The organism is Pseudonocardia sp. NPDC049635 (assembly GCF_040659795.1).
In the GTDB taxonomy this organism is placed as follows: Bacteria; Actinomycetota; Actinomycetes; order Mycobacteriales; family Pseudonocardiaceae; genus Pseudonocardia.
In genome coordinates this window covers 52,820-76,473 of the sequence record NZ_JBFAON010000011.1, presented here as the reverse complement: position 1 = coordinate 76,473, position 23,654 = coordinate 52,820, and the positions used below count along the sequence as shown (strand labels likewise).

Here is a 23,654-nt window from a genome sequence, read left to right as displayed (position 1 = left end):
GCTCACTACCGAGTCGAGCTGGCTCTCACCCCACGCGGGTTTCCCGGGCGGGCCATCCGATTCTCGCGCTCACACATCTCGTCGCTGAACTTCCGCGCTGCCGGCACGATCTCCATCTGCTGCGGGATCACTGAGCCAGTTGTGGATCCTGAGCGCGGCACGCAGATCGGTGCTGGTCGCCCCGTCGTACCCGCATAGTCTCAACGCCTTGTTGATCCGGTAGGTCACCGTGTTCTTGGAGACTTGCTCGACTGCTGCGACCTTCGACAGGCTGTGGTCCAGATCCAGGTAGTGACCGAGGGTGGAGCGAAGTACTCTCATTCTCTCCCCGCCGCCTGCAAGTTCTCCGAGGATCCTTTCGGCAAACGTGCGCGCCGATTCTGGCTCAGCCATCAATAACACCTCGAGTGCCACGTCGGCGTGCGCCACTGTCCGAGGGGAGGAAGTCGGACGTAGCCGGATCAACCGCTCCACCGATTTTGCTTCCCGGTGACTCTGCCTGAAACCGTCGACACCGATACTCGTTTGGCCCACGACGACGTGGACGTCCTCGAAGCTTGGTAGGTCTCGTCGTTGTGGCGCATTGGCTGTGCCCCACGCCCACACTGTCCGGAGGCCCACCGGAAGTACGAGGGACGCCGATTGAGCGCCCCGATGCTGCAACACAGCGTTCACGACCGGTCTCAAATCTCGCCGGGAGTTGGGTGAACCCCACGCGACAACTGCCACGTGCGGGCCGTCGAGCGGATACCCGAGGACATCCTCCGCGTGTGCACGACTGACTTCGGCATTGTCGAGGATCTGGTTGACGACCTCAAGGCGAGCGGCGGAGATTCCGGCGATCCAAGCGCTCTGCTCCCGCAAGAACGATGCCACCGCCTCGGCGGTGAAGTCGTCGTTCATCTCGAACAGCATGACAGAGATTCGCCGGAGCTCAGCCGCGCTCTGCGCCGGCGGCAGGAGAGTGTCTGCTGCGTCGAGGAACGCCGCGGCCAGCACCGCGTACCCCACCCGAATCGCCTTGAGCAGATCGTCGAGCTTCAACCCACGTCGAGCGAACTCCCGCGCGATGTCACTCAGCTCCGTACTGGCCAGCGATTCCTCGCATCCATCGATTTCAGCGAGAAGCATGAGGATCCGGAGCGGGGTCGACGTAGTGGCCCGTCTCACGGAAGCCATGAAGCTCGCGTCGGTGGCGAGCACCGGAATTCGCTTGGCGACGCAGGCGGCAACGTCCTCTCCGACCTCAACCGCCCAGGTCAGAGCACCGCATCCGAGAACGCTACGTACGCGTGCCGCGTCGTCCGTCAGCCATTCCGCAACTGATTGTGGCGCTCGCGCCCCGGTCAGTTGCTGCGTCCAATGGCGCAAGTGACACCTCACCCCAGTGGGAACCGTCACGTCGCTCGACGATAACATGCCGGACTGGTAGGGGAGCAGAGCATCCTGCACACCAGGATCGGCGGTGAAGCCAACGGTCCGTGCCGAGCACATTCGGATCGAGGGACTCGGGGCAGCAGGATCTGGCGTGGCAGGGAGCAGTGCCTCCTCGGCCGAGGCCCACATGGACCCCGGAACGATTGTTCCGGTCGGCCGAGGGAGGCACTTCCTTCCCGCGGGAGTCACGCGGATTCGGCTCGATCCGCCGCGCTGGGACCTGGTGGACAGCGCCGTCGGGTCGGTCGGTCAGCGGAGAGGCGGCGTTCCCTTACCGGCCAGGATCGAGGCCGTGTCGTAATAGAACGGGGTCAGTTCGACGATCTTCCCGTCCCGGATGAGCTGCCAGTCGACGAGATACGTAGGGGGGCTGTCCGAGCCGGACGGCGCCTCAAGCCGAACGAGAGCCGCGACGCGTTCTCCGTCGACCAGCAGGTGCTCCAAGGTCATCTTTGAACCTCCCAACTTGGCCGCCTGGCCGAGTGCGTCCTTGAACTTCTCCCGGCCATGGTGGATGCCACCGTAGGGCAGGCTTTCTGCCTCGGTGAGCACAATGTCCTCCGACAGGCAGGAAATGGCTGCTTCGAAGTCGCCGGCCTCCAATGCGTCGAAATAGCTCTGTGCTACGGTCCTGGCGTCGGGCGTCGTACTCATCATCTTTCCCTTCGTGTAATTGTCAAGACTTCTGTGGTGGCTTTACGGGTACTGCCCGAGTTCGATCCGGGAGCGCTCGCTGTAGGCGACGACTCCGTTGTGGCTTCTCACCATCGACATGTCGCGCCAGGCGCGTTCCAGGCGTGAGCCAGATCGAAGGACGCTCGAACCGGCTGTGCGCAGGAGTACTTGATGCAGTGCATTCCAGCAGAGCTCGATCGCCTCGGTCGCCATGCCGATTATCTCGACATCCTTCCGGTGGGTGAAGTTGCCTGCCCGGCAGTACTGCATCCAAAGGCTGGACGCGTGCCGGGTTATTGCTTCTGCCGAGTCCACTGCCGCGGTTGCCGTCCCGTACCAACGTTGATAAGTCGGGTCCTGCGTGCGAGGAACGAGCGGAGGGGCCGGTGTCATCTTGCTCTCCATCAGCTCGCGATACTCATCGCGCGCGCCCTGAACGATGCCAAGGGCTAGTGAAGCAATCTCCAGGAGGGCGAACGACAGCGGCGGCCCAGCATACATCGGATTGCTGTGAACCTGCTCTCCGACGGTACCGGAACTGACGTCGACCGTCGTGAACCAGGTATTCGGAAGCACCCAGTTCGAAGCAACACGACCGTTCTCGATCTTGATGCTGTTCGAGGAGCTCCCTTTCAGGCCGAGGGTGTCGCGCCAGTCGTCGAGCCTGGTCCAGATCTTCCGGGGTGCCACGAACAGATGAATCTCGGGAGGGTTGGGCCCGTCAGCTTCCTCGATGGCATGGCCCATGTAGTGAGTTGCATAGGCCGAGCCCGAACAGTAGTTGAACGTGCCGTTGATGATCCATTCACCTGTCGTGTCCCGGACCATCTTTCCTTGCGGGGCGACGGTGGTGGGGCAGATGAAGAGTCCGTCGCCGAAGATCTCACGCTGCGTCGCCTCGTCGAACAGGGTCCCCACCTGGAGGGCATGAGAGGCGCCCAGGCAGAGTGCCCATCCGGTCGAAGCGCACCCCCTCGCCAGTGCGGTGACCACCTGCATGAAGGTGTCCACGCCGACCTCGAGGCCGCCGAATCGCCGCGGGACCAGCATTCGGTAGAAGCCCGCGTCGACAAACAGCTCGTGAACTTCTTCCGAGTACTGTGACTGGCTCTCGGTTTCAGCTTGACGCTCACGGAGGACCGGCCGTAAAGCCTCCGCGCGATCGACGAGATCTTTCTCGATCCTGTCGAAGGCTGCTGCATGCGTATACGCATCTGATGTCATCTCGTCCTCTCCGTTGAGCATCGAGTCGCAGTTGCTGTGACCTGCACCGGCCATTGCCGTAGTCGGCGTCCAGCAGGGACCAGTAGAGTCCAAATGACCGTGGACGGCATTGGTCCGGATCTTAGGATTGCGCGGAATCCGTTGGTCTGTAGACCAACTGCTCCGCTCATCAGACGATCTTGTAGGTGGTCGCGGGCCGGAGGGCGGCCTCAGGCGTGGTGGCGTGGTCCGGCAGCGATGTCGGAGCTCCGGTGAGGGGCAGCGTGGCACGTCCTCCGGGCCGTCCGGGTACCTCGCGCCGGCCCCGATACAGCGGATCAAGGTCCGCTGTATCGGGGCGTGACAGCGCATCGCGCTCCAGCCCGATGTCCCGGGCGGCCCGTCCGGGCCGCGCCGCCGGTTCGAGGTCGACACCGGCGCCCGAGCCACGTGGACCGGGGCGACGGCGGTGCCCTGGTCGCTGCACGCGGACAGGAACGGAAGATCTCGGTGGCACGTCACCGCCCCGGCGGGACCACACCTGGTGGGCCGGCCGGCAGGTCATCGCCTAGGCCGACCCCGGTCGCCGGGCGCGGCAGACCGCTCTGACCTGGGTGATCGACACCGGATCGACCCCGGCCCACCAGCCGGGCTCGATGGACCGGCCACTCCCGGACGGACCCTGCACCGGCGCCGCGACGACGACGGGATCCACGTCAGCTGCCGGATCCCTCCTACGACCCCGACCAAGGCCGTCGACGGACGGTGCGGGGCGCTACGCAGCGTGACCCTCGGCGCAGTGGAACCCCCCGGCCGCTGAACCCGGACGAGGTTCCCATGTGCGGAGGACATCCGGGACGGTCTCGCTGAGCGTGCTGGCATGCCCCGATGGCGTGGCTCGATCCGGCGGGCACCGGGGCGAGCCGGAGTGCCCTGGTCTCAGGACGGTCGGCCGGGAACGCCTCCGCCCGTGCCGACCGGGCCGGGTACCGGCTCGTCGCCGTCCCGGGACCGCACCGCGACGGCCAGGACGACCAGCAGGATCCCCGCGGCCTCCGGCACGCCCGGCAGCTGTCCGAGCATGACCACCCCGATCCCGGTCGCGGTGGCGGGCAGCAGGGCCAGCAGCACCGCGAAGCGGGCCTGGCCGACCCGGCGGAGCACGATCTGGTCGAGGACGTAGGGGACGACCGAGGACAGCACCCCCAGCCCGACGGTCAGGGCGAGGACACCCGGGTCGACCAGCGGTGCGAGGTTCGCCACACCGAACGATCCGTCGCTCCCGACCAGGAGCAGCGGCAGCAGGACGACCGCGGCGACGGCGAAGCCGGTCGCGAGGTCGTCGATCCCGGTCCCGGCCCGGGCGACCCGTTTGCCGAGCAGGATGTAGGCCGCCCACATGGCGGCAGCGGCGAGCGCCCACAGCACCCCGGACGGGCTGCCGGACCACCGGACGTCGGCGATCAGCAGTACCCCGGCGGCGGCCAGCCCGACGGCACCGAAGTCGCGCAGGCGGCGCGATGCCAGCGCCGCGACGAGGACCGGCCCGGTGAACTCGATGGCTACCACGGTGCCCAGCGGGAGCCGGGCGATCGCCTCGTAGTAGGCGACGTTCATCAGCGCCGTGGCCAGGCCGAACAACCCGGCGCGGACGAGCCGGACGCCGCGCCACGCGCCGCGCCCGGGGCGCCGCCAGGCCAGCAGGACCAGCGCGGCCCCGATCAGCCGCAGCTCGGCGACCGCGGACGGCGCGAGCCGGTCGAACAGGCCGACGGCGAGCGCCGCGCCGACGTACATCGACGTGCCGCCCGCGAGGAACAGCAGCGGAGCGGGTACGCGCTCGGCGAACGGTCGTGCACTCACCGGGGCACGGTAACCCCGGATACACCCTGTTTACCGACCGCCGCTTGCACGGGTGGCTCCCGGCCCCGCATGATTCACAGGCAGTCAACTTCATACGCAATCGGTCACCGCGGGTACATCGCGGCGTCACCCACCGATCCGGAGACGGTCCGGACGTGATGGGCGTCGCGACTCGCCCCGGGAACACGTGCAGGGGCTTCGAGCGTCTGCTTTAGTGTGGGCGACCCGCCTGGTGCGGTCGTCACAGTGATACGGCGGAGGGCCGCCCGAGGCCCACCGCCGCGACGGAGGGAGACCGCCATGCAGCCCGAAACGCTGACCCGGCCAGAACTGACCCTCGCCGACCGCTGTGACCGTTGCGGTGCGGCGGCGAAGGTGCGCGCGATCCTTCCCTCCGGTGGGGAGCTCCTCTTCTGCAACCACCACGGCCGTGCCCACGCCGAGAAGCTGCGTGAGTCCGGTGTGGAGGTGCAGGGCGGGGAGTGATTGCCGCGGGCGTGCTCGTCACGTCCCACACACCCGACCGAACGGGGCGGGGACCGGGTCACCGGTCCCCGCCCCGTTCGCGTGTGCGGCTCAGGCCTCCACGAGCCGACCGGTCAGGACCTGGTCGCCGTCGGTCCGCGAGGCCGGCCGGGCCGGGCGCGGGTCGGGGGGCAGGGGCGTGTTGCCGAGGATGAGGTCCGCGGCCCGCTCGGCGACCATCAGGACCGGCGCGTAGGTGTTGGAGTTCGGAACGTCCGGGAACACCGAGGCGTCGACCACCCGCAGCCCGTCGACGCCGTGCACACGCATCGTGGCGGGATCGACGACCGAGCCCGCGTCGGTGCCCATCCGGCAGGTGCTGGTCGGGTGCAGGCCGTTCTGGGCGCGTCGGCCGACCCAGTCGAGCACCTGCTCCGGGGTGCGGACGCTCGGGCCGGGGAAGGTCTCGCCCCCGTCCAGCCCGGCGAAGGCCGGTTGGTCGAGCAGCGTCCGCCCGATCTGGATCGCCTCCACCCAGCGCCGGCGGTCCCGCTCGCTGCTGAGGTAGTTGAGCCGGATGCCGGGCGGCACGCCGATGTCGCGGGAGGTGGCGCGCACGGTCCCGCGGGCGTCCGAGGTCATCACGCTCACGTGCATCTCGTAGCCGTGCCCGGCGGGCCGGACGTCGGGCGCGAAGCGCATCGCGACCGGCGCGAAGAGGATCATGACGTCCGGGATGCCGCTGGCCAGCGAGGTGGAGGCGAAACCACCGATCTCGAAGTGGTTGCTGGCACCGATGCCGGTGCCCGAGACGAGCCAGCGCGCCGCCGCACCGGGAAGCTTGTGCACCCGGCGGTGGGTGGCCAGCGACACCGGCCGGACGCAGGCGTGCTGCAGGTGGATCGCGAGATGGTCCTGCAGGTTCGCCCCGACCCCGGGCAGTGCCGCGCGGACGTCGCCGGAACCGATCCCGATGGAGGCGAGGTGCTCCGGGTCGCCGATCCCGGACACCTGCAGCAACTGCGGGCTGGCGATCGCGCCGGCGGCGAGGATCGTGTCCCCGGCGTCGACGTCGCGGAAGGTGCCGTCGGCGGCCCGGTACCGGACGCCGATCACCCGGCTCCCGGTGTGGTCGAACCGCAGCTGGTGGACGGTCACCCCGGTCCGGACCTGCAGGTTCGGCCGGGACGCCGAGACCGGGTGCAGGTAGGCGTCGGTCGCGGAGTAGCGGCGGCCGCGGAAGATGGTCCGCTCGGTCCGGGAGAACCCTTCCTGGCGCGGCCCGTTGACGTTGTCGACGACGGCGTGCCCGGCCTGGCCCGCGGCGATCAGGAAGGCGTCGTTCAGCGGGCCGGAGGCGGGGGCGCGCTCCAGGATCTGCGGGCCCGCCCCGTCGGCGTCGAGCGCGATCCGGTGCTCGGAGAGCCTGCGCTCCAGCCGCCTGTAGTAGGGCAGGCAGTGCGCGGAGCTCCACTCCTGCAGCCCCGGACCGGTGGCCCACCGGTCGTAGTCGCCGGGGTTCCCGCGCTGGTAGACCATCCCGTTGATGCTGCTGCTGCCGCCGAGCACCTTCCCCCGGGGGACGGCGACCCGGCGACCGGCCAGGCCGGGCTCGGGCTCGGAGGTGTAGCACCAGTCGTAGCGCGGGTTGCCCCACGCGTGCGCCAGCGCGGCGGGCATCCGGATGACCGGGTCCCAGCGGTGGTCGGGCTGCCCGGCCTCGAGCACGAGCACCGTGCGCGCGGGGTCCTCGCTCAGGCGATGGGCGAGCACGGCACCCGCCGAGCCACCGCCGACGATGACGACGTCGTACCGCGCCATACCGATTCTCCCGTTTCCGAACTTGGCACTGTTGGCACCCACCTGAACGGATTGACCCGTTCGAGTGAGCAACCCCCCTTGCGGAGACTCACGGTACGCCGTGGCTCCTGGCGGGCCGCACCGGCCCGTACCCTCACCCGTGTGACGACGGCGGGGGACGACACGGACAGGGCCGGGGCCGACGACGCGGACAGGGCGCTGGCTGCGCTGGGCGCGCAGATCGACGCCTCCGTCGCCGACCTGCAATCCGCCCGCCGACGGGTGCGCGAACTCCAGGAACTGCGTGCCCGAGGGCTCGGCTGGAGGGAGATCGTACCGCGGGAGGATCGTCCGTTGATCGTAGAGTCCATCACCCGTGCGTTGGACGGGCTTGGTGCGATCGGCGGACGCTTTCGTCGTGAGGAGGCGGTCGCGCTGCACGCCGAGGGCGAGACGATCGCCGGGATCGGCCGGCTGTTCGGGGTCAGCAGGCAGCGGGTGTCGGCCTACCTGCAGGAGCATGTCCAGCTGCAGTCGCTGCGGACCGGTGCCGGTAGCGACCGGGCCCCTTCTGAGCCCTGAGCCGCCGGAGGCCGAGGTTCAGACGTCCCTGCGCCGGTGCCGGGCCCGTCGCTGGGCCGGGACCCGGGGGCTCACGGGCGGCCCGTCCGAGCGGCGGGCGGCCGGTATCAGCGTCGTCCGGTCCGGCGACCGCCCGCTGTGGGACGGGCCGGGCTCGGCGGGACCGCCCGCCGGGGCCGAGGGCGTCGCCGGACGCCGGGTCCCGGGTTGCGGCGGGCCCGCCGGCGGCTCGGCGCGTCCGCGGGACCCGGCCGGGAGCTGCGGGGCCGGGAGCCTGCCCGCCGGAGCCTGCCGGGCCGGTGGCATGAACGGCGGGTCGGTCGCCGCGCCGGCGGCGGTGAGCTGCTCCAGCCGGGTCAGCTCGCGGACGTCGCGGATCCGGGCGGCCAGCGCCGCCGTCACCACCTGCAGAGCTGCGGCGAGCCGCTCACCGAGCGGGGCCCCGCAGTCCCGGCGGCCCAGCAGCTGCAGCGCACCCGCGGTGCGCCCGCCCACGACCACCGGGACGGTCAGGGCCCGGACCAGCCCGCAACCGGCAGCCACCGCGGCGAGGCCGGGTGGATCGGACCGGGTGAGATCAGGGGTGAGACACACCCGGCCGTCGTGTGCGGTGGAGATCGCGGGGCCGGCACCGGAGCGGTCCTGCAGCTGACCGATCCGGGTGGCCGCGGTGTCCGAGCCGAACACGCGGCGCCGCTCCGGATCGCGGGCGTCGGCCGGTTCGTGCAGCACCAGCACCGCCCCGGCGACCCCGGCGGCCGGGACCAGCGCGACACACAGACCGGACAGCATCGCGGCGACGTCGACGTGCGCGACGGACGTGGCCCCGGCCCGCAGTGCCACCTGGACGAGTGCAGGGCCGGGATCGGGCGCGGGCCGCCCGGGGGCGTCTGGGGTCCAGAGCGAGGCCGCCATCTCGTCCTTCCGTGTGCCGCCGGTGGGGACCGAGGATATCGACCGGGTGACGATGCCGGACGCCGGCGCCGCTGGGTTATCGTCCTGAGGTACCGCGGGAGCCCGCGCACCGAGGCTGAGAGGGCGGCAGGACCGGCCGCCGACCGTTCGAACCTGATCCGGTTGACACCGGCGTAGGGAGGCCGCCGTCGTGCGTGCTCGTGTCCTGTCCCTGTTCGGGGCGTTGCTGCTGCTCGTGCTCACCGGCTGCTCCGGAGGTGGTGGCTCCGGGGGCGGGCCGGTGCGGGTCGCGCTGGACTGGACGCCGAACACCAACCACATCGGGCTCTTCGTCGCCCAGCAGGCCGGGTACTTCGCCGAGGCGGGACTGGAGGTGGAGTTCCTGCCGTGGAACTCGACGTCGCCGGACACCCTGGTCGGTTCCGGCGCCGCGGACTTCGGGATCAGCTTCCAGGACTCGTTCACCTACTCGAAGGCCGCCGGGGCCGACATCACCTCGGTGATGGCGATCCTGCAGCACTGGGCCACCGAGATCGCGGTGCGCGCGGACCGCGACGACATCCGCTCGCCACGTGACCTCGACGGGATGGTGTACGCCGGGTTCGGCGGGCCGGGTGAGATCCCCAAGATGCAGACGGTGATCCGGGCCGACGGTGGCGTCGGGGAGTTCACCACCGAGGTGCTGAACACCGCCGCCTACGAGGCGCTCTACGCGGGCCGGGCCGACTTCACCGAACCGTTCGTGAACGTCGAGGGTATCGAGGCCGAGCTGCGGAACGAGCCGCTGAGGACGTTCCGCTACACCGACTACGGCTTCCCGGACGCCTACAACGTGCTGCTCATCGGCAACTCCACGCTGCTGGGGCAGGACCCGGAGCGGGCCCGCGCGTTCGTCGGCGCGGTGCAGCGCGGTTACCGGTTCGCCGCTGCGGACCCGGCGGCCGCGGCGCAGATGCTGAAGGAGGCGAACCCGGGTGCCTTCACCTCCGACGAGCTCGTCGACCGCGGCGCGGTGATGCTCGCCGAGCGGTTCCTGCTCGACGAGCAGGGGCGTGTCGGTCACCAGACCCTCGACCGGTGGAGCGGGTTCTCCGGGTTCCTCTACGACACCGGCACGGTGGCCGGTCCCGACGGCCGGCCGGTGCGCGAGAAGCCGGACTTCTCCACGTGGTTCACCAACGACCTCCTGACGCCGTGATCCGCCGGCTCGCCCCGTCGCTGTCGCTGGTGCTGGGGCTGCTGGTGACCTGGCAGGTGGCGGTGACGGTGACCGGTGTCGCTCCGCAGGTGCTGCCCTCACCGCTGCGGGTGGTGGAGCAGGGCTGGGCCTTCCGTGCGGAGCTGTGGGCGAACACGGTGCCCACGTTGCAGGTGACCGCGATCGGGTTCGCGGTGTCGCTGGCCGTGGCCTGGGCGGCGGCGGTCGCGGTGGACTTCTCGCCGTGGCTGCGCCGCGCGCTGACCCCGCTGCTGGTCGCCTCGCAGACCCTGCCGGTGATCGCGATCGCGCCGCTGCTGATCATCTGGTTCGGGTTCGGGCTGCTGCCGAAGGTGCTGGTCATCGCGCTGGTGACGTTCTTCCCGGTGGCGGTCGGCCTGATCGAGGGGTTCGCGGCGACCGACCGGTCGGCGACGGCGCTGCTGCGGAGCATGGGCGCGAGCCGCTGGCAGCGGTTCCGCCTCGTCCGGCTGCCGGGGGCGATGCCGTCGTTCTTCACCTCGCTGCGGATCGCGGTCACCTACGCCGTCACCGGCGCGATCTTCGCCGAGTTCGTCGGCGCCCGGGCCGGCCTGGGGATCTTCATGCAGCTGCAGCGCAACCAGTTCCGCACCGACCTGGTACTGGCCGCGGTCGGCGTCACGGCGGCCCTGTCGGTGGCTCTGTTCGGCGCGACCTACCTGGTGCAGCGCCTGGTCACGCCGTGGTACAGGGAGGACCACCGATGAAGGTCTCGGTGCGCGGCCTCTCGGTGGCCTACGGCGACCGCCCGGTGCTGGACTCGGTCTCGCTGGAGGTCGGCACGGGGGAGTTCGTGTCGCTCGTCGGCCCGTCCGGCTGCGGCAAGTCGACCCTGTTCGGTGCGCTGACCGGGATACTCGACGGCGCGACGGTGAGCGGGACGATCCAGGTCGACGGCGAACCGGTGCGCGGGGCGCCGTTCGGCTACATGCCGCAGCAGGACCTGCTGTTCCCGTGGCGGAGCGTGCTCGACAACACCACCCTCGGCCTGGAGGTGGCCGGGGTCTCGCGCCGCGAGGCACGGGAGCGGGCCCGGGCGCTGTTCGAGCCGTTCGGCCTGGGTGGGTTCGAGCAGGCCCGGCCGGGCGAGCTGTCCGGCGGGATGCGGCAGCGGGCGGCGCTGCTGCGCACGGTCGTCGGCGGGCGTGAGGTGCTGCTGCTCGACGAGCCGTTCGGTGCACTGGACGCGCTCACCCGCACCGCGATGCAGGAGTGGCTGGAGTCGATGCGCGAGCGCTACGGCTGGACGACGCTGCTGATCACGCACGACGTGCGGGAGGCGGCGTTCCTCTCCGACCGGGTCGTGGCGCTCTCGCCACGGCCGGCCGGTGTCCGGCGGGTGGTGCCGGTGGACCTGCCCCGCCCGCGCACCCGGTCGATGCTCACCGATCCCGGGATCGCCGCCGTCGAGGCCGAACTGCTGGACGTCCTGCGCTCCTGACCGAGCCGCCCGCCGGGCAACAAATGCACCCCGTCGTTATCTGATTGTGACTCAACGGCCAGACTTTCTCGATTCAGTATGCTGTCGGTCACCCTGTATCGACCAATACGTTGGCGCTCACAACATTCACCTGATCGAGTTCCAGGTCACCACAGCGTCGTGGAGGGAAAGTCCGATGGGGATGCAGGGGACGGGACGCAGATCCCGGCTACGGCGGGCGGTGACGGCGGCGGGCCTCGGCCTGATGCTCACGCTGAGCGCCTGCGGTCAGAACAGCGCGGGCGACGGCGGCGACGGCGCGGCGGCGGGCGGGGAGGGCGGCATCAAGGTCGGCGTGATCCTTCCCGAGACCGACAGCTCGGCCCGGTGGGAAGGCTTCGACAAGCCGATGCTGGACCGGGCGATGCGGGCCGAGGGGCTCGACCCGGACATCCAGAACGCCCAGGGTGACGAGCAGAAGTTCTCCACCCTCGCCGACGGGATGATCTCCAGCGGGGTGCGGGTGCTGGTCATCGCCTCGATCAGCAGCGACGGCGGCAACACGGTCGCCGCGAAGGCGCAGGCACAGGGCATCCCGGTGATCGACTACGACCGGTTGAACCTCGGCGGCACCAGCGACTACTACGTCTCGTTCGACAACGAGCGGGTCGGCGCCCTGCAGGGTGAGGGCCTGGTCCAGGGGATCGGCGACAAGCCCGGCGCCCAGGTCATCGAGATCGAGGGCGCGCCGACCGACAACAACGCGACCCTGTTCTACAACGGTCAGCAGACGGTGCTGAAGCCGCTCTACGACGACGGGTCGCTGGTCCTGGCCGGCAGCCAGGCCATCGAGCGGTGGGACAACCAGGTCGGCGGCACCACCTTCGAGCAGCTGCTCACCGCCAACGGCGGCCGGGTGGACGGCGTCGTCGCCGCCAACGACGGTCTCGCCGGGGCCGTGATCACCGTGCTCGCCAAGTACGGGCTCAACGGGACGGTGCCGGTCACCGGGCAGGACGCCACCGCCGACGGGCTCGCCGCGATCCTGCGCGGCGACCAGTACATGACGGTGTTCAAGCCGATCGAGCAGGAGGCGGAGGCCGCCGCGCAGCTGGCCGCCGCCCTCGCGAACGGTGACACCGCCGCCGCGGACGCCATCGCCACCGACACGGTCCGCGACCCGCAGGGCGACCGGGACGTGCCGTCGGTACTGCTCACCCCGGAGCTGATCACCCGGGACAACGTGAAGACGGTGATCGACGCCGGCTACGTCACCGCGGCCGAGGTCTGCACCGCGGAGACCGCCGACGCGTGCAGCGAGCTCGGCATCAGCTGACCACCCCGTCCCGGGGGGGGGGGGCGCCCCCCCCGCCCCGGGCCGCGCCCCCCCGGGGGGGGGGGGGGGCGGGCCCCCCCCCCCCCCCCGGGCACCGACCGCGAAGGGGCGGTCTCGTGACCGAACCGATCCTGGCCCTGCACCAGGTGAACAAGAGCTTCGGCGCCGTGCGGGTGCTGCACGACGTCGATCTGACCGTCCGCGCCGGGGAGGTCACCGCGCTCGTCGGTGACAACGGCGCCGGGAAGTCGACGCTGGTCAAGTGCGTCGCCGGGATCCACCCGATCGACGGTGGCGAGATCCGGTTCGCCGGTGAGCCGGTGTCGCTCACCGCGCCCGCCGACGCCGCCCGGCTCGGCATCGAGGTCGTCTACCAGGACCTCGCGCTGGCCGACAATCTCGACGTCGTCGCCAACATGTTCCTCGGCCGGGAGCGCGGCCGGCCCTGGATGCTCGACGAGGGATCGATGGAGCAGGCCGCGCGGGACACCCTCGCGGCGCTCTCGGTGCGGACGGTGACCTCGGTCCGGACCCCGGTCGCCTCGCTGTCCGGGGGGCAACGGCAGACCGTGGCGATCGCCAAGGCGGTGCTGTGGGACTCGCGGGTGGTGCTGCTCGACGAGCCCACGGCCGCGCTCGGCGTCGCCCAGACCCGGCAGGTGCTGGACCTGGTCCGGCGGCTCGCCGAGCAGGGTCTGGCCGTCGTGCTGATCAGTCACAACATGGCGGACGTCTTCGAGGTCTCCGACCGCATCGCCTGCCTGTACCTGGGCCGGATGGTGGCCCAGGTGCCGACCCGCGACCTCACCCACGCCCAGGTCGTCCAGCTCATCACCGCGGGCCGGTCCGGTGAGCTCGGCCTCGCCCGCCCCGAGTCGGCCACCGTCTGATGCCGGCCCCGACCCCCGCGCCGCTGCCCGCCGTGCCGTTCCGGGAGGACCGACCGTGACCGACCCCCGACCCAGCGGAACCACCACCGACGGTGCCACGTCGCCCACGAGTGCCGCGCAGCGCGCCAACCCGGGCAGCCGGGCGGCCGACTTCGGCATCGACACCACCGCGCAGACCACCCGGGAGGCGGTCGCCGGCTACCTCCGCGGGCTGCGCAGCGGTGACCTCGGTTCACTGCCCGCGCTGCTCGGGCTGGCCGCCTTGTTCGTCCTGTTCACCGTGCTCGACCAGGGCGGCACCTTCGGCAGCCTGCTGAACCTGGCCAACCTGCTCCAGCAGGGAGCCGGCCCGACGATCATCGCGATGGGCCTGGTCTTCGTGCTGCTGACCGGTGAGATCGACCTGGCCGCCGGCACCGCGTCCGGCCTGGCCGCAGCGATGATGGCGCTGCACCTGGTCTCCGGCGGCAACATGCTCGGCGCCACCGGCACCGTCGTGTTCGTGCTGCTCGTGCTGGTGATGGTCGCCGCCGCGGTGCTCGCCGCGCTGGTCCGGGTGTGGGCAGGCACCGTCGTCAGCCTGGCCACCGCCGCGGTGCTGGTGATCGGCGTCCCGACCGGACCGTGGGTGGTGATGGCGTTCGCGGTCGGGGTCGGCGTGGTCATCGGGTGCCTGACCGGCTTCCTCGTCGCCCGGGTCGGGATGCCCGCCTTCGTCGTCACCCTGGCCCTGTTCATCACCTGGCAGGGGGTGATCCTCCAGCTCATCGGCGACGGCGGCACCCTCGCCCTGCGCGACCCGATGATCAACGCGGTGGCGAACGGTAATCTGTCGGTCCCCGCGTCCTGGGGGCTCTTCGTGGTCACGGCGGGCGGGTACGCCGCTGTCCAGCTGGTCCGCCAGCGGGCCCGGCTGCGGAGCGGGCTGGTGGCCAGGCCCACCGGGCTGGTGCTGATCAAGATCGGGGCGGTGGTCGTGCTGGGTGGGCTGGTCACCGTCGCACTCGTCCAGGACCGCTCGCCGGGCGTCGTCGCGATCGCCGGTGTGCCCTACGTCGTCCCGATCGTGCTGGTGCTGCTGGTGCTCGGGACCTGGGTGCTGGACCGGACCCGCTTCGGCAGGCACGTCTACGCCGTCGGCGGCAACCGGGAGGCCGCGCGGCGCGCCGGGATCGACGTCGTCCGGATCCGGGCGTCGGTGTTCGTGATCTCCACCGCGTTCGCCGCGATCGGGGCGATCGTCTACTCGTCCAAGATCGGTTCGGTGAACCCGGCGGCGGGCGGGGGCAACACCCTGCTGTTCGCGGTCGGTGCCGCGGTGATCGGCGGCACCTCGCTGTTCGGCGGGCGCGGCCGGATCAGCAACGCGGTCATCGGCGGCACCGTGCTGGCCACCGTGCAGAACGGTCTGGGCCTGCTCAAGCAGCCTGCCGCCGTGGTGTTCGTGGTGACCGGACTGGTGCTGCTGCTGGCGGCCGGGGTCGACGCGGCGTCGCGGCGGCGGGCGGCGGCCACCGGACGGTGATCCCCCAGCCCCCCGGACCGGCCTCCGGCACCCGCCCGGACGACGCCCGCCGGCACAACCGCGCGGCCCTGCTGCGCCGGCTGCACGTCGACGGCCCGTGCACCCGGGCCACCCTGGCTGGTGAGCTGGGCCTCAACCGCAGCACCATCAAGGCGGTCGTCGACGGGCTCGCCGGCGCCGGGATCGTCACCGAGGCCATCCCGACCCGGCGCTCCGGTGCCGGTCGACCCTCGTTGCTGGTGGTGCCCGACCCGCAGGCCGCGGTGGTGCTCAGCGTGGACGTCCGGGTGGACCAGGTCGCGATGGCGATGGTCGGGATCGGCGGGCAGATCCTCGGCAGGCACAGCTGGAACATCCACCGGGCCACCCGGCTGCCCGGTGAGGTGATCACACACGTCGCCGAGTCGGCGGAGCTGCTGCGCGACGAGCTGGCGGTCACCGAGCAGGCGGTCGGGGTGTCGGTCCCCGGTGCCGTCCGGCGGGCCGACGGGCTGGTCCGGGAGGCACCGAACCTGGGCTGGCGCGACGTCGAGCTCGGCGCGCGCCTGGCCGCGGTGCTCGGGCAGCCGGTGCAGGTGGCCAACGACGCCGAGGCCGGGGCGCTGGCCGAGCACCTGCGCGGCGCGGGCCGGGACGCCGACGACATGGTCTACCTCGCCGGGGACGTCGGGGTCGGCGGTGGCGTGGTGTCCGCGGGCACCCCGCTGCGCGGCACCGGCGGCTACGTCGGGGAGATCGGGCACATGATCGTCCGCCCGGACGGCCGGGACTGCTTCTGCGGCGCCAGCGGATGCTGGGAGACCGAGGTGGGCGAGCCCGCACTGGGGCGGGCGCTCGGCCTGCCCGAGGGCACGCCGCGCGGGGTGCTGGTCGCCGAGCTGCGCGCACTGGCGGCGGACCCCGCCCGCGCGGAACAGCAGCTGGCCGGGTTCGCGGGCTGGATGGGGACCGGGCTGGTCACCGTGGTCAACATGCTCGCCCCGGGACTGGTCGTGCTGGGCGACCTGTTCGGTGCGCTGCCCCCGGTCGTGGTGGACCGGGTCCGCGCCGACGTCGAGCGGCGCAGCCTGGTCAGCCGGGCCGTCGGCGGGACCCGGATCGTGGCGTCCCCGCTCGGCCGGGACGGCGCGCTGATCGGTGCCGCGGAGCTGGCGTTCGAACCGGTGCTCGAGGCGCTGTGAGCGGGCCGGGCACTAGCCTGGCGCCGTGACCGGTCCGCGCACGGTGCTCGTCCTCGGCGGCACCACCGAGGGCCGTGCGGCCGCGGCGGAGCTGTCCGCCCGGGCCGGCGTGCGGGTGATCTCCTCGCTGGCCGGGGCGGTGCGCAGTCCCCGGCTGCCCGAGGGCGAGGTACGGCTAGGCGGTTTCGGCGGCGCCGAGGGGCTGGCCCGGTACCTGCGCGCCGAGCGGGTCTCCGCGGTGCTGGACGCGACGCACCCGTTCGCCGCGGTGATGACCGCCAACGCGGCCGCGGCTTGCGCGCGGACCGGCGTCCCACTGGTCGTCGTGCGCAGGCCGGGCTGGACGCCGGCGCCGGGGGACCGCTGGCACCGGGTCGGATCGGTCGCCGGGGCCGCCGCCGTGCTGCCCCGGCTGCTGCCCGCAGCGGACGGCCGAGTGCTGCTCACCATCGGGCGCGGCGGCCTGGGCGCGTTCGCCGGGATCGACGCGACCTGCTGGATCCGGGCCGTCGACCCGCCCGATCCACCGCTGCCGCGATGCCACACGCTGCTGCTCGACCGCGGCCCGTTCACCCTCGACGCCGAACGGGAACTGCTGGACCGGGTGCGCCCGCACGTGCTGGTGACCAAGGACTCGGGAGGGGACGCGACCGCCGCGAAGCTGGTCGCGGCGCGGGAGCGGGGGATCGCCGTCGTCGTGGTGGACCGGCCCGCGGTGCCGGCCGGGGTGCGGGTGGCGGGCACCGTCCGGGAGGGCCTGGATCTGCTGCTGTGACCGCCCGTCGAGCACGGCCGCTCAGGTGTTCGCCCCGCGCGCGTCGACCGGCCAGCGGTCGACGACCGTGTCCCCGGCCGCACCGCCCTCGACGACGACGAGATGGTCGGCCAGGTTCACCGCCGAGCACACGTGGTTGGGCACCACCCGCACCCGGCTGCCCGGCTCCGGGACCGGCCCGTCACCGAACGCGACGGTGGCGTGGTGCTCGGACAGCGCGATGACCCGGGCCTCGGGGTGGTCGGGCAGCCGCCCGTACCCGGTGGCCCAGGGTGCCCGGTCGGCGCCGAGGGTCTTGCTGCCGGCGTCCAGCACGGCGTGACCCGGGCGGGCGTGCACGACCGTCGCGACCGCGCTCAGCGCGCACCGGTCGAACCCGATGGCGTCCAGCTCGACCTGCTGGGCGTCGCCGAACACCGAGACCCCCGGCCGGGTCTCGGTCGGTGCCCACCGGCCGGGGAGATCCGGCGCGATGCCCTCGGTCGGGCTGGACCCACCGCTGCGGACCCGGGGCTCGATCCCGGCGGCGGCCAGGCCGGCCGCGGCCGCGGACAGCGCCGCGACCTCGTCCGCGGCCACGGCGGTGCGCGCACCGGGGGCGTAGGCGTGCCCGGGGAAGGTGAAGACCCCGGCCACCTCCAGCCCGGCGGCCCGGGCGGCCGCGGCGAGACCGCCCGCGTCACCGGGGGCGACGCCGGTGCGGTGGTGTCCGGAGTCGATCTCCACCAGGACCTGCGCGGGGGCGCCGCGCAACGCGGCGGCCAGCCGGTCGGCGCCCGCGGCCGAGTCGACGCCGATCCGCAGTCGGACCCGCCCGGCCAGCGCACGCAACCGGTCCGCGCGACCACCCGCCGCCCACACCGGGTAGGCGAGGAACAGGTCGTCGATGCCGGCGGCGGCGAACACCTCGGCCTCGCCGACGGTCGCCAGGGTCAGGCCGGTGGCACCGTGTGCGAGCTGACGGCGGGCCACGGTGATGCTCTTGTGCGTCTTGGCGTGCGGGCGCCAGGCCAGCCCGCGCCGCCGCGCCCGCTCCGCACCCTCGGCCAGGTTGCGTTCCAGCACGCAGGCGTCGACGACGAGGAACGGGGTGTCGAGAGCCTCGGTGTGCATCGCCGGTGATCGTCGCATCCCGGCCGGAACGGGCCGAACCGCTCGCCGATCACGTCGACCCCGGACAGCGGCGCCCGACGGCCGCACCGCGTCGTCGCATCAGCCACCGGCGGGTCGGCGGCCGCGCCCGGCTCAGCGCGGGCCGAGGTCCCGGGTCATCACCACCAGCGCGGCCGGGCCGTCGCCGGCGGGGACCTGCCGGAAACCTATCCGCCGGTAGAACGCCAGTGCCCGTGCGTTGCCCGGCTCCACCTTCAGTGACAGGCGATGCCTGCCGTGCTCGCGGGCGACCGCGACGACGGCGTCGACCAGGGTGTCCGCGAGCCCGGTGCCGCGGGCCCGCGCGCACACCCACATCCCGTAGAGCTGACCCTCGTCCCGGTCGCCGGTCGGGCGCCAGCACGCCGTCCCGACCGGATCGTCGTCAGACCGGGCGGCGAACCGCACGTGCCGGGCGAGGACGTCGCGCCAGGCTGCCTCCTCCAGGCCTGCCTCCTCGCGCAGGAACGCGCTGTCCGCGCCGAAACCCTCCCGGACCGACGCGAGGCGGGCCTCGCGGGCCAGCCGCCAGTCGTCGGGCCCCAGCCGGTGCACCGTCGTCGTCATGCCGAGTCCTCCCACCCACCCCTCCGGGGTGACGGTAGCGGGCTCAACCGGTGGTCGTCGGGGTCTCGTAGTGGCGGGGGGTGAGGACGACCGGCCCGTCGCCGCGTTCGACCACCCGGGTGGTCGACGAGCCGACGATCACCAGCGTGCGCATGTCCACCAGCTCCGGGTCCAGCTCGCCGAGGGTGGTCACGGTGATCCGCTGCCCGGAGCCGCCGACGTCGCGGCCCAGCACCACCGGGGTGTCCGGCGAGCGGTGCTCCAGCAGCACGTCGCGGGCGGCGCCCATCTGCCAGGGCCGGGCCTTCGACCGCGGGTTGTAGATCGCGATCGCCAGGTCCGCCGACGCCGCCGCGCGCAGCCGGGCGGCGACGACGTCCCACGGCTTGAGCCGGTCCGACAGCGAGATCATCGCGTGGTCGTGCCCGAGCGGGGCGCCGATCGCCGCGGACACCGCCTGCGCCGCCGACAGCCCGGGCAGCACCCGGACCGGCACGTCGCGGTACTTCGGCTCGGACGCCACCTCCAGCACCGCGGCGGCCATGGCGAAGATCCCCGGGTCCCCGGCGGAGACGACCGCCACCCGCCTGCCGGACGCCGCCAGGTCCAGCGCGTGCGCGGCCCGCTCCGCCTCGACCCGGTTGTCCGACGGGTGCCGGGTCTGGCGCGGGTTGGCCGGCACCCGGTCCAGGTAGGGCCCGTACCCGACGAGGTCGTCGGCGACCGACAGCGCGGCCGCGACCTGCGGGGTCAGCCAGTCCCGGCCGGCCGGGCCGGTGCCGACCACGACGACCTCGCCCGGCCCGCGCACCGACGCGGGGTCGGCCGGGTCGAGGGCGACCCGGTGGTCGTCGTTGTCCTGGTCGGGGACCGAGGAGGCGACGTCGCCGGGGAGCAGCGCGATCGCGAAGTAGGGCACCCCGCCCGCGTCCACCTCGCCGACCGCGCCGGTGCGTTGCCCCTCCATCGTGGCCCGCTCCACGTAGTACGCGCGGTCGAGCTTCCCGGCGTCGGCCAGCGCGTCGCGCACCGTGCCGAAGGTCCGGCCCAGCTTCATCACCGCGGCCGAGTCGGTGTCGGCGAGCCGGCGCGCCAGCTCCTCGCGGGGCAGCGTGCCCGGCAGCACGGTGAGCACCTCGTCCCGTTCGACCAGCGGGCGGCCCAGTGCGGCGGCGGCCCCGCTGATCGAGGTGACACCGGGCACGACCTCGGTCCGGTAGCGCCCGGCGAGGCGCTTGTGCATGTGCATGTAGGAGCCGTAGAAGAGCGGGTCGCCCTCGGCGAGCAGCACGACGTCGCGGCCCGCGTCCAGGTGCGCGGCCAGCCGGGCGGCGGCCTCGGCGTAGAACTCGTCGATCGCGCCCTGGTACCCGCCCGGATGATCGGTCGTCTCGGTGGTGACCGGGTAGACCAGCGCCTCCTCGACGGCGGTGCCGGACAGGTGCGGCTCGGCGATCCGGCGCGCGATGGAGCGGCCGTGCCGGGCCGAGTGGTAGGCGATGACGTCGGCGTCGCGGATCAGCCGCGCCGCCTTGATGGTGGTCAGCTCGGGATCGCCGGGCCCGAGGCCGACGCCGTAGAGGGTGCCGGTCACGCGATGATCTCCTGCTCGTGAGCCAGCGCGTTGAGCGCGGCCGCGGTGATCGCCGAGCCGCCGCGGCGACCGTGCACCACCAGGTACTCCAGGTCGGTGCGGGCGGCGAGCGCCGCCTTGGACTCGGCCGCGCCGATGAACCCGACCGGGATCCCGAGCACGGCGGCCGGGCGTCCGGCGCCCCGGTCGATCAGATCCAGCAGATGGAACAGCGCCGTCGGGGCGTTGCCGACGGCCACCACGGCACCGTCGAACCGGTCCGCGAGCAGCTCCAGCGCGGCCGCCGAGCGGGTGTTGCCGATCCGCGCCGCCAGCTCCGGGACGCGCGGGTCGCGCAGCAGGCAGAGCACCTCGTTCCCGGCGGGCAACCGCGCCGCGGTCACCCCGGAGGCGACCATCGTCGCGTCGCACAGGATGGGGGCGCCGGCCTTCAGCGCCCGCCGCGCGGCGTCGACCAGGCCGTCCGAGGCGGTGATGTCGGCGGTCAGGTCGACCTGGCCGCAGGCGTGGATCATCCGCACGGCGACGTCGGCGATTCCGGGCGGGAGCCCGGTGAGGTCCGCCTCGGCGCGGATCGTCGCGAACGAGCGCCGGTAGATCTCGGCGCCGTCGGTGATGTAGTCGTGGCCGCTCAGCGGGTGCTCCTCGGTCGGTCAGGCGATGGTGCGGTGAGCGCGCCGGGCGCGCCGTCGATCTGGTAGTCGCCGGCGCCGGTGGCGACGGCGTCGACGTGCGGGGTGTGCGGTGCGCCGCAGCGCCGGGCGCACCCCACGACGTGCACCGGCCGCCCGACGCCGTGCCGGATCAGCATCCGGGCGTCGGCACGGACATCGGCGAGGGACTTCGCGCAGCCCGGGGCGCCCGCGCAGGCACTGACCCGCAACGCCGGGTGCCCGGGATCGACGACGAGCCCGGCCGCGCGCAACCGCCCGAGCGCCCCGGGCGCCGGCGCCGGCAGCACCAGCGTGCGCCACGGCGTCACGACCAGCTCCGGTGCGGTGCCGGCGAGCTCCCGCAGCGCCACGCCGGACAGCTCGCCGAGCTCCGGCGCGACGCCCACCGCGCCGCCACCGAGCTCCCCGACGGCAGGCTCGCCAGCGAGCGTCGCGTGCTGGTCGGCACCGGCACCGTCGCGCGACGCCCGATCGGCAGTGCTGTCTCGCGACGGCCGGCCGTCGGTGGCGCCGAGCAGTGCGACGATCCGGGCGGCGGCGTCGTCGAGGTCGCCGGCGCGCCAGGCGTCGCCGCACACGGCGAGGAAGGCCTGCGCGGCGTCGAGCAGCAGGGCCGGGGCGTCGGCCGGCGCGCGACGCAGCCCGGTGCGGTCTCCGGCGACGAACAGCTCGCCCTCGTCCCGCCCGGTCGCCCGCCAGCACAGGTCGGGCCGCTCCGCGGCGACGTCGCCGCGGCCGTCGTCGAGGGCGAACAGGAACCGGCCGGACAGGCGGGCGAGCCCCGGACGGGCGCAGAGGCCGCGGTCCAGCACCGCGGCGAGGCCGCGCACGTCGGCGAGCCCGCCGCTGATCCCGGACAGCGGTGACGCCAGGACGTTCCGGACCCGCTCGTGGGTGGTCGAGGGGAGCAGCCCGGCCGCACGCAGCGTGCGGACCGGTCGCGGGTCGGCCGGGTCCAGGCCGCGCAGCTGCAGGTTCCCGCGTGAGGTCAGGTGCACCGAGCCGTCGCCCGCGGACTCGGCGAGCGCCGCGACCGCGCGCAGCGCCGGCCCAGTGATCACGCCGCCGGGCAGCCGGACCCTGGCCAGCGCACCGTCCGCCGCCAGGTGCGGAGACACGACGCCCGGGCAGGCGTCGGCGCGGGTGCGGGCGGTCGTCGGCACGCCGGTCACTGTAGGCACACCCGGGCGTGCGGGGCCCCACGCGGCCCGGCGGCCTCGGTCACACGCCGGTCGCGGCCGCGTCACGCCGGATCGGGCAGGTGTCTGCGGGCGCCGGAGTAGGTCGCGTCGAACCGGACCGGGGTGACCCGCACCGGCGTGGACGCGTCGAACGCCTCGATCATCTGCCCGTCACCGGCGTAGATCGCGACGTGGGTGGCGGGGGAGTTCCAGAACAGCAGGTCGCCGGGTCGCAGGCCGTCCTTCGCGACGGGCCGGCCGGTCCTCGCCTGGTCGGCGGCGTCCCGGCCGATCGTGATCCCGTGCAGCTCGTGCACCAGCCCGGTCAGCCCGGAGCAGTCCGGCCCGAACCCGGAGCGGCCGCCCCACAGGTAGGGCCGGTCCAGGAACAACCGGGCGGTGGCGACGAGGTCCTCCCCGGACGCCGGTTCGGCGTCGCCGATCCGCAGGTCCGATGCGTCGGCCCAGGCGGTGCCGCCGTCGGGCAGCGAGACCTGCACACCGCCGGGGTCACCGGCCAGGACGGGGAGCCGGGTGCCCGCACTGACCTCGCGCAACCGGTCGGTGCGGGTCTCGTCGCCGTAGAGCCAGGTGGTGGCGACCCCGTCGACGGTGCCCGCGGGGAGCGCCCCGGCGAGCCCCGCGAACGCGACACCCGCGGTGAGCTGGGCGGACGGGATCCACCCCGGGTAGCCGCGGGGATCCTTGGCGCTGGGCTGGCCGGGCACCGCGACCCTCGTCCAGCCCTCCCGGCGCTCCAGCACCTGCACGGGGGCTCCGTAGAGGACCTGGGTCTGGGTGCGCGACGCCGTGGTCAGCTCGCGCCGGTCGGCCGCGGTCATCGACCCGAGCCAGCCCGCCGGGTCGGCGGGCGCGGCGAGGGCGGAGCGGTCCATCTCGCGCGGGCTGGTGGGGGAGGTCCACACGGTGGCCACCGAGACGTCGACGAACGCCCGGTCGGTGACCGGTGGTGATGCCGCGACCGCGCCCGGGGCAGCCATGGTCGTGACGACGGCGGCGGTGAGCAACAGCGCGGCGCCGGCGAGGAGGCGGCGACGGCCGGGCGACGGCACTCGCACGGGCACGGGGCCTCCTCGGGATCGGCCGGACACGTCCGCGTCCAGGGTCGGGGTCGAGGACGCCCGTGACGGCGTGACGCACCGGCCGCTCACCCGGTCG

At 73.1% G+C, this 23,654-nt stretch carries 22 protein-coding genes and 1 riboswitch; of the genes, 10 read left to right on the top strand and 12 right to left on the bottom strand.

Going from position 1 to position 23,654, the window contains the following annotated elements; all coding sequences use genetic code 11:
- Positions 1-69: 69 nt before the first annotated feature.
- The 4 genes from AB0J24_RS15450 to AB0J24_RS15435 all read right to left on the bottom strand — a co-directional run bounded on the left by AB0J24_RS15450 (position 70) and on the right by AB0J24_RS15435 (position 5,112).
- Positions 70-1,401 carry a helix-turn-helix domain-containing protein gene (locus tag AB0J24_RS15450; protein WP_358681267.1) on the bottom strand — a complete coding sequence of 444 codons (1,332 nt, stop codon included), beginning with the start codon at positions 1,399-1,401 and terminating at the stop codon, positions 70-72.
- 285 nt (positions 1,402-1,686) lie between these two features.
- Positions 1,687-2,091 (bottom strand): nuclear transport factor 2 family protein, encoded by a 405-nt coding sequence (locus AB0J24_RS15445; protein ID WP_358681264.1) that lies wholly within the window; start codon positions 2,089-2,091, stop codon positions 1,687-1,689.
- A 42-nt stretch (positions 2,092-2,133) separates the two neighbouring features.
- Positions 2,134-3,390, bottom strand: a complete 1,257-nt coding sequence (locus tag AB0J24_RS15440) for an acyl-CoA dehydrogenase family protein (RefSeq protein ID WP_358681261.1) — start codon at positions 3,388-3,390, stop codon at positions 2,134-2,136.
- An 864-nt stretch (positions 3,391-4,254) separates the two neighbouring features.
- Complete coding sequence (locus AB0J24_RS15435) at positions 4,255-5,112, bottom strand: EamA family transporter (RefSeq protein ID WP_358681540.1); 858 nt, start codon at positions 5,110-5,112, stop codon at positions 4,255-4,257.
- A 366-nt stretch (positions 5,113-5,478) separates the two neighbouring features.
- Between AB0J24_RS15435 and AB0J24_RS15430 the strand changes: the two genes are divergently transcribed.
- Positions 5,479-5,664, top strand: coding sequence for a hypothetical protein (locus tag AB0J24_RS15430; protein WP_358681258.1), 186 nt, complete (start codon positions 5,479-5,481; stop codon positions 5,662-5,664).
- Positions 5,665-5,754: 90 nt separating this feature from the next.
- Here the strand turns inward: AB0J24_RS15430 and AB0J24_RS15425 are convergent, their stop codons facing one another.
- Positions 5,755-7,464, bottom strand: a complete 1,710-nt coding sequence (locus tag AB0J24_RS15425) for a choline dehydrogenase (protein WP_358681255.1) — start codon at positions 7,462-7,464, stop codon at positions 5,755-5,757.
- Positions 7,465-7,605: 141 nt separating this feature from the next.
- Between AB0J24_RS15425 and AB0J24_RS15420 the strand changes: the two genes are divergently transcribed.
- Entirely contained in the window at positions 7,606-8,025 is a 420-nt protein-coding gene (locus AB0J24_RS15420) for a hypothetical protein (RefSeq protein WP_358681252.1), read from the top strand.
- Between the two features lie 18 nt (positions 8,026-8,043).
- Here AB0J24_RS15420 and AB0J24_RS15415 read toward each other — a convergent pair whose 3' ends face one another.
- Positions 8,044-8,940, bottom strand: coding sequence for a GAF domain-containing protein (locus tag AB0J24_RS15415; RefSeq protein ID WP_358681249.1), 897 nt, complete (start codon positions 8,938-8,940; stop codon positions 8,044-8,046).
- A 92-nt stretch (positions 8,941-9,032) separates the two neighbouring features.
- A riboswitch (TPP riboswitch) is annotated at positions 9,033-9,122 on the top strand.
- A gap of 8 nt (positions 9,123-9,130) precedes the next feature.
- Here AB0J24_RS15415 and AB0J24_RS15410 point away from each other — a divergent pair.
- From AB0J24_RS15410 to AB0J24_RS15375, 8 genes are all read left to right on the top strand, one after another.
- Positions 9,131-10,138 (top strand): ABC transporter substrate-binding protein, encoded by a 1,008-nt coding sequence (locus tag AB0J24_RS15410; RefSeq protein ID WP_358681246.1) that lies wholly within the window; start codon positions 9,131-9,133, stop codon positions 10,136-10,138.
- Positions 10,135-10,887, top strand: coding sequence for an ABC transporter permease (locus AB0J24_RS15405; RefSeq protein WP_358681243.1), 753 nt, complete (start codon positions 10,135-10,137; stop codon positions 10,885-10,887). Before AB0J24_RS15410 ends, AB0J24_RS15405 begins: the two co-directional genes overlap by 4 nt.
- Positions 10,884-11,621, top strand: coding sequence for an ABC transporter ATP-binding protein (locus AB0J24_RS15400; protein WP_358681239.1), 738 nt, complete (start codon positions 10,884-10,886; stop codon positions 11,619-11,621). The genes AB0J24_RS15405 and AB0J24_RS15400 overlap by 4 nt, the downstream gene beginning before the upstream one ends.
- A gap of 244 nt (positions 11,622-11,865) precedes the next feature.
- The gene (locus AB0J24_RS15395; protein WP_358681236.1) at positions 11,866-12,936 is read left to right on the top strand and encodes a substrate-binding domain-containing protein; all 1,071 of its coding nucleotides are present in this window, start codon (positions 11,866-11,868) and stop codon (positions 12,934-12,936) included.
- A gap of 116 nt (positions 12,937-13,052) precedes the next feature.
- Entirely contained in the window at positions 13,053-13,826 is a 774-nt protein-coding gene (locus tag AB0J24_RS15390) for an ATP-binding cassette domain-containing protein (protein WP_358681233.1), read from the top strand.
- A 157-nt stretch (positions 13,827-13,983) separates the two neighbouring features.
- Positions 13,984-15,351, top strand: a complete 1,368-nt coding sequence (locus AB0J24_RS15385; protein WP_358681537.1) for an ABC transporter permease — start codon at positions 13,984-13,986, stop codon at positions 15,349-15,351.
- A complete protein-coding gene (locus AB0J24_RS15380; protein WP_358681534.1) occupies positions 15,351-16,532 on the top strand; it encodes an ROK family transcriptional regulator in 1,182 nt (393 codons plus the stop codon). The genes AB0J24_RS15385 and AB0J24_RS15380 overlap by 1 nt, the downstream gene beginning before the upstream one ends.
- Before the next feature lie 25 nt (positions 16,533-16,557).
- Entirely contained in the window at positions 16,558-17,307 is a 750-nt protein-coding gene (locus tag AB0J24_RS15375) for a cobalt-precorrin-6A reductase (RefSeq protein WP_358681230.1), read from the top strand.
- Between the two features lie 21 nt (positions 17,308-17,328).
- On the opposite strand, the gene AB0J24_RS15370 is transcribed toward AB0J24_RS15375, so the two are convergent.
- The 6 genes from AB0J24_RS15370 to AB0J24_RS15345 all read right to left on the bottom strand — a co-directional run bounded on the left by AB0J24_RS15370 (position 17,329) and on the right by AB0J24_RS15345 (position 23,560).
- Positions 17,329-18,420 carry an alanine racemase gene (locus AB0J24_RS15370; protein ID WP_358681227.1) on the bottom strand — a complete coding sequence of 364 codons (1,092 nt, stop codon included), beginning with the start codon at positions 18,418-18,420 and terminating at the stop codon, positions 17,329-17,331.
- Positions 18,421-18,552: 132 nt separating this feature from the next.
- Positions 18,553-19,026, bottom strand: coding sequence for a GNAT family N-acetyltransferase (locus tag AB0J24_RS15365; protein WP_358681224.1), 474 nt, complete (start codon positions 19,024-19,026; stop codon positions 18,553-18,555).
- A 43-nt stretch (positions 19,027-19,069) separates the two neighbouring features.
- Complete coding sequence (locus AB0J24_RS15360) at positions 19,070-20,620, bottom strand: precorrin-2 C(20)-methyltransferase (RefSeq protein WP_358681221.1); 1,551 nt, start codon at positions 20,618-20,620, stop codon at positions 19,070-19,072.
- Positions 20,617-21,255, bottom strand: a complete 639-nt coding sequence (locus tag AB0J24_RS15355; RefSeq protein WP_358681531.1) for a precorrin-8X methylmutase — start codon at positions 21,253-21,255, stop codon at positions 20,617-20,619. Before AB0J24_RS15355 ends, AB0J24_RS15360 begins: the two co-directional genes overlap by 4 nt.
- Positions 21,252-22,457, bottom strand: a complete 1,206-nt coding sequence (locus AB0J24_RS15350; protein ID WP_358681218.1) for a precorrin-3B synthase — start codon at positions 22,455-22,457, stop codon at positions 21,252-21,254. The genes AB0J24_RS15355 and AB0J24_RS15350 overlap by 4 nt, the downstream gene beginning before the upstream one ends.
- An 80-nt stretch (positions 22,458-22,537) precedes the next feature.
- The gene (locus tag AB0J24_RS15345) at positions 22,538-23,560 is read right to left on the bottom strand and encodes an NlpC/P60 family protein (protein WP_358681215.1); all 1,023 of its coding nucleotides are present in this window, start codon (positions 23,558-23,560) and stop codon (positions 22,538-22,540) included.
- Between the last annotated feature and the right edge of the window lie 94 nt (positions 23,561-23,654).